Below are 14,270 nucleotides of genomic sequence, written 5' to 3'. Positions count from 1 at the left end.
CGCCGTCCGGACCATTCCGGACGGCACTTTTTGTCTCTGACAGCCATGGAGAATTTAATGCCGGGGCTCAGCTTCACGCTGCCGCATTGGTTGTACTGGGTCGGGCTTATCGTCTTTCCCATTGTCGCGATGATCTTGTCGCGCCGACCGCAGCCGCAAGAAAAACGCTATACATTGCCGTTGGGCTACATGATCGCCGTCACCGGCGGCATTATCGGTCTGCACCGGTTTTATCTCAAGAACATGTGGGGGTTGGTCTATCTGCCGATCTTCCTTTTTGTGCTGTATGCCAATGGCCAGACGCAGGACGCCCGCACCATCCTGTCGGGTTTTGCCAATGAATTGCGTGTGGCCGAACGGACATTGGATCGCGAAGAATCCCGCGTCGATGAAGCGCGCGCCAATCTGGAAGAGCTTCAGGCCACCTATGATGCTGCCGAAGCCGGGTCTTTCACGCAGAAATCTGCCGAGCGTCGCCTGACCCGTGCGCAGGATACGATTTCCAAGGGCGAAGCGCGGCTTGAAGCCGCTCGCAATACCTTGGAAGAGAAAGCGCCCCAGCGGGACGAGGCGGCAAGGACGCGCGCTTTTTGGGACGATGCGGGAGGTTACGCGCTGTATCTGATCCTGGCGTTGTTGCTGATTGACATGATTTTGATGCCCTCTTTGGTGCGAAACGCAAATGACAAGCTGCCCGCGCATGAAGAGATGAGCGAAACCGAAGCCGCCCTCGCTGCGGCAGAGGCTGCCGAGGCCCCGAAGAAAGACGCCGAATACGCCGAGAACTGGATTGACCGGTTGTCGCTGTTCTGCGGTGAATTTGTCGCCTACTGGGCGGTGATCGCGGTTTTTGTCTACTATTACGAGGTGATTGCCCGCTACGTTTTCAACAGCCCCACCAACTGGGCGCATGAGGCAATGTACCTGATGTTCGGCATGCAATACCTGATTGCAGGGTCATATGCGATGCTGACCGAAAGCCATGTGCGCGTCGATATTTTCTACGCACCGCTCACGCGCCCGAAAAAGGCCTGGGTCGATCTGCTGACCTCGATCTTCTTCTTTATCTTCGCAGGCACGTTGTTGGTGACGTCGTGGATCTTTGCCATGGACGCAATCGCTGTGCCGTCGGGCAATTCCGTGTTGTCGGACTGGGCGCGTGGGCAGATCGGCTTTGGCGAGATGCTGAGCGGGTTCGGTGCGAACCAGTGGAGCGACCCAAACATCCGCTGGGGCGAGATCAGCTTCAACGAATGGGAAGTGCCACTTTGGCCAATGAAATGGGTGATGGTGATCGGGGGCCTGCTGCTGGTGCTGCAAGGTGTCTCCAAGCTGTCCAAAGACATCCGTGAAATCGCGCGGGGGAACTGAGGCATGGGTATAGAAATCGACATCGCCTGGCTGACGCTGATCATGTTCGGCAGCCTTCTGGCGCTTCTCATGGCCGGCTTGCCGCTGGCCTTCGTGACGGGTGGTCTGGCCTGCGTGTTCCTGTTTATCCTGGGTGACGCTCGGGCGCTGAACATCGTGCCAAGCCGCATCTTCCCGCTGATGACGAATTATCAGCTTTCGGCCATTCCGCTGTTCATTTTCATGGCGGCGATGCTGGAAAGGGCAGGCATCATCAACGACATGTTCGACGTGATCTACAAGGTCATGGGCGGGCTGAAAGGCGGTCTGGCGGCGGCCACGATCATCGCCTCTACCATCCTGGCCGCGATGGTCGGCGTGATCGGGGCAGCGGTGGTGACGATGGGCATCATTGCCTTGCCCGCGATGCTGAAGCGCCACTACGATCCGAAGATCGCCATGGGCTCGATCATGGCGGGGGGCACGTTGGGCATTCTGATCCCGCCCTCGATCCTTGCCATCATCTACGCCGTGGTGGCTGAACAATCGGTGGGCGAGCTGTTCATCGGCGCGGTGATTCCGGGCCTGCTTCTGTCGGGGATGTATATCGCTTATGTGGTGATACGGTCCTATATCAATCCCGCGCTTGGCCCGGCCATCCCGGTAGAGGAACGGGTGTCCAATGCGGAAAAGGTGCAGCTTGTCGGCAAGATGGCTGCGCCGATCACGCTCGTTGTTGTCGTGCTGGGGATCATCTTCACGGGCGTGGCCACCCCGGTGGAGGCCGCAGGCATCGGCACATTCGGCGCCTTCATCGTGGCGGCGATCCACCGCAAACTGGATTGGCCGACGATCAGAGAAGCCTGCACCACCACGCTTAAGGCGTCGGCCATGGTGATCTGGATCATGTTCGGCGCGACGATCTTTGTCGGGCTGTATGTGCTGGAAGGCGGGCAGCAATTCGTTCAGGAATCGCTTGCCGCGACCGGGCTTGGCCCGTGGGGCATCCTGATCCTGATGCAGATCCTGCTGGTGGCTCTGGGGATGTTCCTTGACTGGGTCGGTATCTTGTTGCTGTGCGTGCCGATCTTCGTGCCGATCATCAAGGTGCTGGGGGCGCAGGCCTTCGGCCTCGACAGTCCGGACGATCTGGTGCTGTGGTTCGGTGTGCTGTACCTGGTGAACATGCAGATGAGCTTTCTGTCGCCGCCCTTTGGCTATGCGCTGTTCTACCTGCGTGGCGTCGCCCCTGATTACATCCCGATGACCGATATCTTCAAATCCGCGCTGCCCTTCCTGTTCCTACAGATTGTCGGCCTGGTGCTCTGCATGGTCTTCCCGCAGATCATCACATGGCTGCCAAGGCTGGTTTACGGCTGAGCCGGCACGGTGCAGCGGCTGGCCAAACGGCAGGGCTGCTGCACCCCGTCTTGTCCGACTTAAGGTATTCGAAACAAAACGGCTGCGCGATCCGATGGGTGCGCAGCCGCTTTTTTACTTGGGTCTGTGCGGTGCAGTTCAGGCGTAAAGCGGTCTCAGGCCCAGTTGAACATGCATCGCATTGACCCCGGCTTCGGGAATGCCCAATGCCTGTGCCAGTTGATGAAGATACTGCGCTTCTGCCTGCGTATCCACACGGATCGTGGTCATGGAGGCAGAATAAACCTGCATCTTTTGCGCGGCAGGCGTGTCAGCCGCCAGCCCCTTGATATCCACATCCGCCGCAAGCTGGTCCTTGATAAAGGCCATGTCTTCGGCATCTGCATCGTCGCCGACGGTTTCCAGGATCTTCGCCTTCTCGGCATCGTCGATGCCGCCATCGGCCTTGGCCGCCTGGATCATCGCGCGCAGCATCAGCGCTGCGGCAGCCTCGGCGTCCGGTGCGGTTTCTGCGGTGTTGAACTGGTCAATCAGCCCGCTCAGACCTTTGCCTTGCGCCTGAGCCATCGCACCGACACCGGCAAGCATGCCCGCCAGTCCAGTGCCGCCGCCGGGCGCAGAGGACAGCAATCCGCCCTTGTCTCCACTTTCGCCGGATTGTCCGCCGCCCATCAATGCCGACAGGTCCAACCCGCCTTTCTGCATCTGTTCCATCAGCCCCTGCAATGGGTTGGTCTGCCCTTCGGTGCCGCCGGTCATCTGCGACATCATATCGCCAAGCCCGCCGGTTTCGGTGCTTTTGACCTGAGCGCCGCCGCCCATACCCTGACCACTTGTCAGTTTGTCGATGCCGCGCGCCGAGGCATATCCGATGGCGATCTTGGCCAGCGTTCCCATGAGGCTCATTTGCTAATCTCCCTGGTTAATTGCTTAAACCTGAGCGCCAACATGACACGTCGGGACCGTTCTGTAACCGAAAAACTGTGATCCGGCTCGGACCAGATCCGGGTCGCGGCACAGCCGATTGACCAGCCGGTAAGTCGTTCGGTGTCACGAAATTCGCGGCACCGAACTGCCCCGGCCAGCACGATCAGCCATGACGCGACCTGAAACATGTTCGCAGCGGTCCCGTTCAGGACATACGAACGCTTCGCCTGGCTGGCTTTGCGTCGTCACGGATGGATGCCGCGCACAAGAATTGACGCCAGTGCCGCTTGGCTTGTCGGTCAGGTTCCGCAGAATGTTGCGGGTACAACCTCGGCGGGCAGGGGCGGGCGGGTCAGGTCCTCGGCAACCGGTTGATCCTCGTAAGGACGAGACAGAATGTCCAGCATCCGGTGGAACGGCGCATCATCGCCTGCAACCGCAGCCTCGATCATCTGCTCCACGCGGTGATTGCGCGGGATGTAGGCAGGGTTGGCAGAGGTCATCACCGCCTGCGGATCTGCCTCGCCGTCCAACCGTTGTTTCCAGCCCTCGGCCCAAAGTTCAAACGCCGCCGGGTCCGTGAACTGGTCTCGTGCGTCGCCCGAGACAAGCGCGCGGAACGTGTTGGTGAAATCCGCCTGGTTCTCATCCATCGTGGTCAGCAGGTCGCCGATCAGCGCGGCATCTTCGGGCTGAGCTTCCGTGATGCCGATCTTCGCGGCGAACCGCGTCAACCACTGCGCGCGGATCTGCTCGGCCATGCCTTGCACGTCATCGGTAAAGCCCTTCACGGCCTCATCCGTATCGGGCATCAGCGGCACCAGAGATGTCGCCAACTGTGCTATGTTCCAGATGACGATATCGGCCTGATTGGCATAGGCGTAACGGCCACGACGGTCGATGGACGAAAAAACCGTATCGGGATTGTAGACATCCATGAACGCACAGGGGCCGTAATCGATCGTCTCGCCCGAGATTGCGCAATTGTCCGTGTTCATCACCCCGTGGATAAAGCCGACCGACATCCATTGCGCCACCAGCTTCGCCTGCGCGGCAATCACCGCCTGCAAGAACCCGCGCGGGCCATCGGCGTCCGGGTAATGACGCGCGATGGCATGGTCCATCAATTCGCGAAGCGCCTTCGTGTCGCGGCGTGCGGCAAAGACCTGAAACGTGCCGACACGGATGTGGCTGGCGGCGACGCGGGTCAGTACCGCGCCGGGCAGGGCGGCCTCGCGGTAGACGGGCTCTCCGGTGCGGACGGCAGCCAGCGCGCGCGTGGTGGGCACGCCAAGCGCATGCATTGCCTCGGAGACAAGATATTCGCGCAGCACTGGCCCCAGCCACGCGCGACCATCGCCGCTGCGGGAATATGGCGTGGGACCAGAGCCCTTGAGCTGGATGTCGCGGCGTCGCCCGTCGCGGCCCACGGTCTCGCCCAGAAGGATCGCGCGGCCATCGCCAAGCTGCGGATTGAACTGGCCGAACTGGTGACCCGCATAAAGCTGCGCCAAGGGGGCCGCGCCCTGCGGCACCTCATTGCCCGCGAAGATCGACGCAAGGCGGGGGTCATCCGTGCCTTCCATGCCCATCTGCGCCGCAAGCGCGTGGTTGAACACAATCAACTGTGGCGCGGCGACAGGTGTCGGGTTCTGCCGGGTGTAGAAGCCATCGGGCAGGGCGGCGTAGGAATTGTCGAAGGGGATATGCAGGGTCATACCCCACAAATAGGCATTCGGGCCGGGAATGCCAGTGCGTTAATGTCTGTGCGCTACAGCACCCGCGACATGAACAGATACCCTTCGCGCGGGCGAAACCCGCTGCGCCTGTAAAACCGGGATAGCGTTTCATCACTGCGGTCGGCCTCAAGATGCAGCGCCCGAACGCCATTGTCGCGCAGGGCGTGGGCCAAGGAATTGACCGCCTCGAATCCCATGCCGCGGCCGCGCACGGCGGGGCGGATATACAATTCGTCAACGATCCCGTCCAACCCGCCATATTCGACCGACCAGCCGAACGTGACGACGACATAGCCCACCGGTGCCTTGCGTGGTCCGATCAGCCAGACCGCGCCATGCGCCGAACCTTCAAGCAGAGGCAGGATGGCGGCTGTCCGATGCTCGGGATCGGTGTTGAACCCCTGATGTTCGTGAAAGGCGGCGACCAGAGGCAACAGCCGGGACAGATCGTCCGGGCCCGCCAGATGCAGGGTCTTCATAGCCGGGCCAGTCTTTCCGTCAGCAGCGCAAAGAAGCCGTCCGCGTCCAGATCGCCCATGAAGGTCGCATTGGCCGGGCGGTCGGTGACGCCCCACCAATCGGCGACGGTCATCCCCAATGTCAGTTCCGAGGTGGTTTCGATCTCGACATTGATGTGACGGCCGGTGAACAGGTCCGACCGGATCAGATAAGCGGTGACGCAAGGGTCGTGCAGTGGCGCGCCTGCGCTGCCGTATTTCTCCTTGTCGAACCGTTCGAAAAAGTCGGTCATCAGAGCCACGGCCTCGCCCACGGGCGTGCCCAAGGCGCGGAACGCATCGTTGCGCGGCTTCGTGACCAGTGCCTTATGCGTCACGTCCAGCGGCATGACCGTAATCGGTGCGCCGGATCTGAACACGATATCAGCGGCTTCCGGATCGACATAGATGTTGAACTCTGCGGCGGGGGTGATGTTGCCCACCTCGAAATAGGCACCGCCCATCAGCACGATCTCGGCAATGCGCGGGGCAATGTCGGGAGCCTTTTCCAGCGCGGTGGCGATATTGGTCAGCGGCCCCAGCGGGCAAAGCGTGACCGTCCCGGCAGGATGTGCGCGCAGGGTTTCGATGATGAAATCGACCGCATGGGCATCTTGCAGCGGCATTGTCGGATCGGGAAGGGTAGGCCCGTCAAGCCCGGTCTTGCCATGCACATGCTCGGCCGTGACCAGCGGTCTTTTCAGCGGTGCATCGCAGCCCGCAAAGACAGGAATATCGGTGCGGTTCGCCAATTCGCAAATGATGCGCGTGTTCTTTTGGGTCAGCGCCAGCGGCACGTTTCCGGCCACCGCCGTGATGCCCAGCACCTCGATCTCTTCGGGAGAGGCAAGTGCCAGAAGGATGGCCACCGCGTCGTCCTGGCCCGGATCGGTGTCGATGATGATCTTGCGTGCCGTCATTGCCATTCTCCTTGCCTGCCCATGGCGCGCGAGGCCCATCTGCGCCCATGCATCTGACAGAGCCTTTTAGGTGTCGCAAGCAAAATGGGACTACGAAGGCGATACCCCGCCGACAGCCGAGCGCGCGCCCGAAGAAGCGCGCCACGTCAGCTATGCGGGACAGACCCACCATTGGTGTCGGACTGTCGTCCGTCCCCTCTGAACGAGCGTTGCTCTTTGGGGGTTATGTCGTGAATGGCCTCAACAGGCAAAAGATGGCATCGATGCCACCCGTAGCATCCCATCTGCACTGAAGCATGATGTAGCGAAACCGAGACAGTGTTTCTTCTTCATCAAGATAGTCAAGGTGAGGGAATTTGTCGAGGTTGCTTCGGCTGAAGAATTCGCCCTGCCTTGCACCAAACGTACCTGATTCATCAGAATGCTTGCATGACCAATTGTCGCGATCAAAGACTGTACAGTCCTCGTACTCACTTACGGAATCCCCTATTCGGCCGACCACACCTCCTTGTTGAACACGATATTCCATCACTGCTCTAGGAAGCAGCCTAGGTTGCCCTTCATCGGGATCGTAGTCCACCACTTCAGAAGCAGTGTAAGCTCTGAATACGTCGCGATCAAAATTCAGATCGAAAAACGCAAAGACAAACCACGCGATAACGAACAAAACGGCGATGCTTCTCATACCAATCATGTAACGCAATTTCGCTCACATGCGAAACTTGTTTGATCTTGGTCCTTTTTTGCACCGTCAAGAACCCGGACGTTCGTGTAAGGTGCAGCATCCGCTTTTCCGGGCTCGAAGCCGACCTTGCCCAGAAAACCAAAAGGCCCCGCCATTGATGGACGGGGCCTTGGGCTGCTCGATGTAAATGGGATCAGCCGTCGAAATCGACTTCCTCGATGATCCGCAGGGCGGCGGCGCGTTGGGCGGCCAACGCCATCAGGTTGGTTTCGTCCGGTGTGAACTCACCCCAGCTTTGCACCACTTCATCTGCTTCTGTGCCCTCGGCGATGGGGTATTCATAGTTGGCGTGGGCGTAGATTTCCTGCGCCTTGGGCGAGGTCAGGAATTCCATCATCTTGATGGCGTTTTCCTTGTTCGGGGCCGATTTCGTCAGCGCCACGCCCGAGATGTTCACATGGGTGCCGCTGTCTTCGAATTCCGGGAACAGCACGTTGACCGAGTTGGCCCATTCCGCCTGTTCGGGATCTGCCAGCATCTTGCCCATGTAATAGGTGTTGCCGATGGCAAGATCGCATTCGCCGGCCCAGATCGCCTTGACCTGCGCGCGGTCGTTGCCTTGCGGTTTGCGCGCCAAATTGGCCTTCAAGCCGCCCAGCCATTCTTTCGCGGCTTCTTCGCCGTGATGTTCGATCACCGCCGAGGCCAGCGCGACGTTATAGGGATGCGTGCCCGAACGGGTGCAGATCCGGCCTTCCCATTTGGGGTCCGCGAGATCCTCGTAGGTGGTGACTTCCGATGGATCGACACGATCCTTGGAGGCATAGACGATCCGTGCGCGGGTGGTCAGGCCGTACCAGTTGCCATCGGGGTCGCGGTACTGCGCGGGTACGTTTGATGTCAGTGTTTCGGTCTCGACCGGCTGGGTCAGCCCGGCATCGACGACAGCGGACAGGCGAGAGATGTCCACGGTCAGCACCATGTCGGCGGGCGAGCGATCACCTTCGGCTTGCAGTCTTTCGACCATGCCCTTGTTCAGATAGGCCACATTCACATCAATGCCGGTCTCTTCGGTGAAGGCGTCCGTCAGGGGCGCGATCAGTTCAGGCTGGCGATAGGAGTAGATATTGACGATGCCTTCGGCAATGGCAGGCATGGCAGTCGTCAGCATCAGGGCTGTAGCACAAGTCAGGCGATACATGGGTCGTCCTTTCGGGTTCACGTTTTCTGCGACCTGTCTATTCCGAGCGTTTTACTTGGTCAATATAATACCCGAACATTTTTGTCAGGGTTGACGTTCGCGGCGCTTTTCCGCGTCCCAAAGGGCGTCCATCTCTGCCAGATCAGACTCCTCCGGGCGCTTGCCTGCCGCTTTCAGGGCGTTCTCTATCCCCTTGAAACGACGTGTGAACTTGGCGTTAGCACCGCGCAACGCCGCCTCTGGATCAATGCCCAGATGGCGCGCCAGATTGGCCATGACAAATAGCAAATCGCCCAGCTCTTCTTCGGTATGGGCCTTGTCACCAGAGGCATGCGCCTCGCGCAGTTCGGCGCATTCCTCGGCGATCTTGTCCAGAACCTGTTCGGTTTCGGGCCAGTCGAACCCCACCCGTGCCGCGCGCTTTTGCAGCTTCACCGCGCGCAGCAATGCAGGCAGGCCCACTGCCACGCCATCCAGCGCGCCGGTCTGAGCCTTGGCGGCGCGTTCGGCGGCTTTTGTTTGCTCCCAATCGATGGTTTGCTGTTGCGCGCTTTTCGCGTTCGATTCATCACCAAAGACATGCGGATGCCGGGCCACCATCTTGTCGGACATGGTGTCGGCCACGTCCTCGAAGGTGAACATCCCGGCCTCTTCGGCCATTTGCGAATGGAACACCGATTGAAACAGCAGATCGCCCAATTCGCCTTTCAACTCGTCCCAGGCCTCGCGTTCGATGGCGTCGGCGACCTCGTAGGCCTCTTCGATCGTGTAGGGGGCGATGGTGGCGAATGTCTGTTCGATGTCCCAGGGGCATCCGGTTTGCGGGTTGCGCAAGCGGCGCATGATTTCGCGCAGGCGGGGCATGCCGCCATTCGGGTCGGTAATCAGACTGTCTTCGGGCATTGCGTAGATCCATGGTTTCGCGTCAGATGCAACCTGACAACAGCGCCGTGCGAAGTCCACCCATGCCTGTCGCAGACCGTCCCGGTGAACGGATCGGCTGGTGATGACGACGATGCGTTGTCAGCCTGACCGCAGGTCAGGATCGCGGTGAGGAATGACTGAACAACCAAGGGGACCAAATGGCGCTTGAAGACGCAAAGACCCAGATCGACCATGCCTTCACACGCGATGACGCACGGGGCTTAAGCTATGAAAATGCCTTTGGCGGTGCGCCATCCTTCCTGCGCAGGCGCTATACCAAGGATCTGACCGGTGTTGACGTGGCGGTGACGGGCGTGCCTTTTGACCAGGCTGTGACCAACCGTCCCGGTACTCGGCTTGGTCCGCGCGCAATCCGCGAGGCGAGCCTGCTGCAACCTTACGATCCGCCCTATGGCTGGGGCTTCGATCCGCTAAGCGACATGACGGTGGTGGATACCGGCGATCTGGCCTTTGACTACGCCAAGACGTCCGAGTTTCCCGCGACGCTGGAAGCACATGCCGCCAAGATCATTGCTTCTGGCGCGGCCGTGCTGACACTGGGCGGAGATCATTTCATCACGCTGCCGCTCTTGAAGGCGCATGTGGCGAAACACGGGCCGCTGGCGCTTGTTCAGTTCGATGCCCATTCCGACAGCTGGGTGGATGATGATATGGACCGGATTGACCACGGCACCTTTGTCTACAAGGCCGTGAAGCTGGGGCTGATTGATCCGGCGCGCTCTGTCCAGATCGGCATTCGTACGACGAATCCCGACACGATGGGCCTGCACATCATCGACGCGCCAGAGGTTCACCGGATCGGCGCGCAAGCCACGGCGGACCGCATCCGCGAGATCGTGGGCGAGGCACCCGCCTATCTCAGCTTTGACATTGACGGGCTGGACCCGGCCTTTGCGCCTGGTACCGGCACACCGGTCTGGGGTGGGCTGAGTTCGGCGCAGGCCGCCGCGATCCTGCGCGGTATGGCAGGGGTGCCACTTGTCGGTGGTGATGTGGTGGAGGTCTCGCCGCCCTTCGACCCCGCGGGCGTCACGGCCGTGGCGGGGGCGCATGTCGCGATGGAGATCCTCTGCCTTATCGGCTGGTCGCGGCTGGGAATGGGCGGATAGCACCGCCGGATCGGGCACCACCACTTGAAGACTCAGCTGCGGTGGCTTATCCGCGCCCTCCGCATTGGAGAGATAGATGAAAACCGCAGCGCTGATTGTCCTTGTTCTAGTAATCGCCCTGATGGTCTATATTCGACTGGCACCAAGCGATGCTGCGCGTTGGCATGTGCCGCTTGGCTTTGACACAGACGAAACCCTGACGGGCGGCGCGCGGCGCATCATCCCCGGCGATGCGGAAACACTGGCGAAGCTCGATGAAATCGCCCGAACCACCCCGCGCACCAAGGTATTGGCCGGATCGGTGGCAGGGGGGCACATCACCTATGTCACCCGCTCTGCCGGATTTGGCTTTCCAGATTATACCACCGTGCAGCTGGTGAATGGCCAGATCCGCATCTTGGCCCGGCTGCGCTTTGGCAAGGCGGATTTCGGTGTGAATGCCGCGCGGGTTGATGACTGGCTTCAGGCGCTGAGCCAGACCTGAGGCCATGCGCCCGTGCATGGACCCGGCTGTGCAACCTCGTAAAACCGGCGTGTCTGCGCATCGGCAGGCAGGGCAGGGCCTTGACCAAACCCGCGCAATAGGGGACATGCACCGGCATGGTTCCAGCAGACAGACTTGCCCAGATATCCGAACGGTTCGAGTTCCTGGAGGCCAAGATGGCCCAGGGCGGCGGCGATATTGCCGCATTGGGCCGCGAATATGCCGAACTCCGCCCCGTCGTCGAACAAATCCGCGCCTATGAGAGGCTTCAGGCGGATCTGTCCGAAGCTGAAGAGATGCTGTCCGACCCCGACATGAAGGAACTGGCCGAGGAAGAACTGCCAGCCCTGCGCGCCGCGCTGCCAGAGGCCGAACACGCGTTGCAACTGGCGCTTTTGCCCAAGGATGCAGCCGATGCGCGCCCGGCCGTGCTGGAGATCCGGCCCGGAACCGGTGGGGAAGAGGCCGCACTTTTCGCGGGCGATCTGCTGCGCATGTATCAGCGCTATTCCGAAAGCCATGGCTGGAAGCTGGAAATCCTCGAGGAGCAGCAGACCGAGCTTGGCGGCATTCGCGAATTGACCGCCCGGATCACCGGCCAGAACGTCTTTGCCCGGCTGAAATATGAAAGCGGCGTACACCGGGTGCAGCGCGTGCCTGCGACAGAATCGGGCGGACGCATCCACACATCCGCCGCCACGGTGGCTGTTCTGCCCGAGGCCGAAGAGGTCGATATCCGCATCGATCCCAACGATCTACGGATCGACACGATGCGCAGCTCCGGGGCAGGCGGGCAGCACGTCAACACCACCGATTCGGCCGTGCGCATTACTCACCTTCCGACCAACACCGTGGTCACCAGTTCCGAGAAATCCCAGCACCGCAACCGAGAAATCGCCATGCAGGTGCTGCGCACACGGTTGTTTGATCTGGAACGTCAGAAAGCGGATAGCGAACGTTCTGCCGACCGCAAGGCGCAGGTGGGGTCAGGCGACCGGTCCGAACGCATCCGGACCTATAATTTCCCGCAAGGCCGCATGACCGATCACCGTATCAACCTGACGCTGTACAAGCTGGATCAGGTGATGCAGGGCGATCTGGACGAGGTGATCGACGCGCTGACCGCCGATGCGCAAGCCACGGCCCTGGCCGAGATGGGCGCGTGACGGTCAGCGAGGCGCTGGCGCAAGCCACGCGCACGCTGCATGCCGCCGGAATAGACGGCGCGCCCCGTGATGCACGGGCGCTGGTTGCGGGCGCGATGGGCGTTGAAGCATCACGACTGACATTGCTGGCCCGAGACGACTTCCCCGATACCGCGATGGCGGGACTGGACCGGATGCTGGCCGAACGCTGCGCACGGCGACCCGTGTCCAAAATCCTTGGCACGCGTCTTTTCTGGGGGCGCAGCTTTGCAGTCACCGAAGATGTCCTCGACCCACGTCCAGAAACGGAAAATATTATAGAGCAGTCGCTTACGGAGCGTTGTTCATCTATTTTGGACCTCGGCGCCGGGTCGGGCATCCTTGCTGTCACCTTGTTGGCCGAATGGCCGGACGCACGGGCGGTGGCCAGCGATATCAGCGCCAAGGCACTGGAAGTGGCCGCGCAAAATGCGACGAGCCACGGGGTCCTGGACCGGCTGACGCTGCTGACAGCCGATTGGTTTGACGGGATCAGCGGACGATTCGATTTAATCGTGTCCAACCCGCCCTATATCGCTGCCAATGAGATGTCCGATCTTTCACCCGAGGTGCGCAATCACGACCCGGAAATCGCGCTCACCCCCGGTGGTGACGGGCTGGCCCCTTACCGCGTGATCGCAACCCGTGCGGCGGATCACCTGACCCCCGGTGGACGCTTGTTGGTAGAGATCGGCTGGCAGCAGGGCCCTGCCGTTGCAGAGATTTTTCGCGGTTGCGGACTTCAGAACGTCATCGTGCATCCCGACATGGATGGCAGGCCGCGCGTGGTATCTTGCCGCGGCAATTAAGTCATTTTGTGGCAAATTTTTCCGAAACTGCTACTGATCGCGTGTTTTTTGCTTGTCTGGAAGCCGATGACATGATTATTGCGGTAGCAGTCGGGATGGCTGAACGCTTACGCTCTCGCCGCCGACGCCAAGCCGGAAATCGATGGGGCCCGTCCTTAAGTTGAGCGCATGAGGCGCCACCGGGTCACACAACAGTCAGAACCAAGGCTGGATCAAGAGACATATGAGATCTTCCAAATCAAGATCGCGGTCGAAATCGAACCGCAACCGTTCCACCGTTGGCAACGTCGTCAACCGTGTATTCGACAGCTCGGGTCCCGAGGGCAAGGTGCGTGGCACCCCGCAGCAGATCATTGACAAGTATAATCAGCTTGCCCGTGACGCGCAGCTGGGCAATGACCGGGTCGCAACCGAGAATTTTCAGCAGCATGCGGAACACTACATGCGCATGTTGAGCGAAGCGCAGCGGGAACAGGATACCCGCCGAGAACAGCAGGAACGCGAGAACCGCGAGCGGCAGGCGCAGCGCGACCGCGAGCGTGCCGAACGCGAGGCGACCTCCCAGAACGACGGGCAGCGTCAGGAGCAACAACCGCAGCCTCATCAGCAGCCTAAAGCTGATCCGTCCAACGCCGATCAGCCGGATGTCCTGGATCTGAGCGATGATGGGGACGGCAACAATCTGGTCGATACGCCCGAGAATGCCGCACCCCAGCCCGAAGCAAAGTCCAAATCAAGGACCAAGGCGAAACCCCAGGCCGATCAGGACGCCGAAGCCCAGGCAGAGCCCAAACCCAAACCGGTGCGCAAACCGCGCAAGAAGCCTGCCCCGAAAAAGCCCGCCGAAGGCGCAGAATCGCAGGCCTCCGATGATAGCCAGACAGCGTCCGACAGCAGTGCCGCGCCGGGTGTGGATACGTCGAAAGACGCCGCGGAATAAGTCTCGGCAAGCCTTGGCAACCCACTGAAAAAGGCATCCTGATGGGATGCCTTTCTTGCATTTTCGCTAAAGCTTGCTGTCGGAATGCGTGAAGGGTCTT

Annotated in this window: 15 protein-coding genes; 8 read left to right on the top strand and 7 right to left on the bottom strand. The window is 60.6% G+C overall.

From position 1 onward, the window contains the following. The first annotated feature begins 57 nt into the window (after nt 1–57). Both B8991_RS21120 and B8991_RS13560 read left to right on the top strand, forming a co-directional pair. On the top strand, nt 58–1,371 hold the full coding sequence (locus B8991_RS21120) for a TRAP transporter small permease subunit (RefSeq protein WP_143514600.1): 1,314 nt from the start codon (nt 58–60) through the stop codon (nt 1,369–1,371). A gap of 3 nt (nt 1,372–1,374) precedes the next feature. Then, on the top strand, nt 1,375–2,730 hold the full coding sequence (locus B8991_RS13560; RefSeq protein WP_143514599.1) for a TRAP transporter large permease: 1,356 nt from the start codon (nt 1,375–1,377) through the stop codon (nt 2,728–2,730). A gap of 138 nt (nt 2,731–2,868) precedes the next feature. Here B8991_RS13560 and B8991_RS13555 read toward each other — a convergent pair whose 3' ends face one another. The 4 genes from B8991_RS13555 to B8991_RS13540 form a co-directional block, all read right to left on the bottom strand. After that, nucleotides 2,869–3,636, bottom strand: coding sequence for a tellurite resistance TerB family protein (locus B8991_RS13555; protein ID WP_084353536.1), 768 nt, complete (start codon nt 3,634–3,636; stop codon nt 2,869–2,871). Nucleotides 3,637–3,956: 320 nt separating this feature from the next. After that, nucleotides 3,957–5,375, bottom strand: coding sequence for a protein adenylyltransferase SelO (locus tag B8991_RS13550; protein ID WP_084353535.1), 1,419 nt, complete (start codon nt 5,373–5,375; stop codon nt 3,957–3,959). Between the two features lie 53 nt (nt 5,376–5,428). Beyond that, nucleotides 5,429–5,875, bottom strand: a complete 447-nt coding sequence (locus B8991_RS13545) for a GNAT family N-acetyltransferase (protein WP_084353534.1) — start codon at nt 5,873–5,875, stop codon at nt 5,429–5,431. Next, a complete protein-coding gene (locus tag B8991_RS13540; protein ID WP_084353533.1) occupies nt 5,872–6,813 on the bottom strand; it encodes a nucleoside hydrolase in 942 nt (313 codons plus the stop codon). The genes B8991_RS13545 and B8991_RS13540 overlap by 4 nt, the downstream gene beginning before the upstream one ends. A 70-nt stretch (nt 6,814–6,883) precedes the next feature. Between B8991_RS13540 and B8991_RS22170 the strand changes: the two genes are divergently transcribed. Next, on the top strand, nt 6,884–7,015 hold the full coding sequence (locus B8991_RS22170) for a hypothetical protein (protein WP_268876743.1): 132 nt from the start codon (nt 6,884–6,886) through the stop codon (nt 7,013–7,015). A gap of 21 nt (nt 7,016–7,036) precedes the next feature. Here B8991_RS22170 and B8991_RS13535 read toward each other — a convergent pair whose 3' ends face one another. From B8991_RS13535 to mazG, 3 genes are all read right to left on the bottom strand, one after another. Then, nucleotides 7,037–7,498 (bottom strand): hypothetical protein, encoded by a 462-nt coding sequence (locus tag B8991_RS13535; protein WP_143514598.1) that lies wholly within the window; start codon nt 7,496–7,498, stop codon nt 7,037–7,039. Between the two features lie 193 nt (nt 7,499–7,691). Next, nucleotides 7,692–8,699, bottom strand: a complete 1,008-nt coding sequence (locus tag B8991_RS13530) for a Fe(3+) ABC transporter substrate-binding protein (protein ID WP_084353531.1) — start codon at nt 8,697–8,699, stop codon at nt 7,692–7,694. 84 nt (nt 8,700–8,783) lie between these two features. Further along, nucleotides 8,784–9,602 (bottom strand): nucleoside triphosphate pyrophosphohydrolase, encoded by an 819-nt coding sequence (gene mazG / locus B8991_RS13525; protein WP_084353530.1) that lies wholly within the window; start codon nt 9,600–9,602, stop codon nt 8,784–8,786. A gap of 179 nt (nt 9,603–9,781) precedes the next feature. Here mazG and speB point away from each other — a divergent pair, with 179 nt between their 5' ends. The 5 genes from speB to B8991_RS13500 all read left to right on the top strand — a co-directional run bounded on the left by speB (nt 9,782) and on the right by B8991_RS13500 (nt 14,170). Beyond that, a complete protein-coding gene (speB, locus tag B8991_RS13520) occupies nt 9,782–10,753 on the top strand; it encodes an agmatinase (protein WP_084353529.1) in 972 nt (323 codons plus the stop codon). A 76-nt stretch (nt 10,754–10,829) separates the two neighbouring features. Beyond that, nucleotides 10,830–11,237, top strand: coding sequence for a DUF1499 domain-containing protein (locus tag B8991_RS13515; protein ID WP_084353528.1), 408 nt, complete (start codon nt 10,830–10,832; stop codon nt 11,235–11,237). A 116-nt stretch (nt 11,238–11,353) separates the two neighbouring features. Further along, nucleotides 11,354–12,403 (top strand): peptide chain release factor 1, encoded by a 1,050-nt coding sequence (gene prfA, locus B8991_RS13510; protein WP_084353527.1) that lies wholly within the window; start codon nt 11,354–11,356, stop codon nt 12,401–12,403. After that, nucleotides 12,400–13,230, top strand: a complete 831-nt coding sequence (prmC, locus tag B8991_RS13505) for a peptide chain release factor N(5)-glutamine methyltransferase (RefSeq protein WP_084353526.1) — start codon at nt 12,400–12,402, stop codon at nt 13,228–13,230. The genes prfA and prmC overlap by 4 nt, the downstream gene beginning before the upstream one ends. A 223-nt stretch (nt 13,231–13,453) precedes the next feature. Then, a complete protein-coding gene (locus B8991_RS13500) occupies nt 13,454–14,170 on the top strand; it encodes a DUF4167 domain-containing protein (protein WP_084353525.1) in 717 nt (238 codons plus the stop codon). Nucleotides 14,171–14,270: the final 100 nt, after the last annotated feature.

The organism is Primorskyibacter flagellatus, from assembly GCF_900176485.1.
GTDB lineage: Bacteria > Pseudomonadota > Alphaproteobacteria > Rhodobacterales > Rhodobacteraceae > Primorskyibacter > Primorskyibacter flagellatus.
This window is presented reverse-complemented; position numbering and strand designations above follow the sequence as displayed.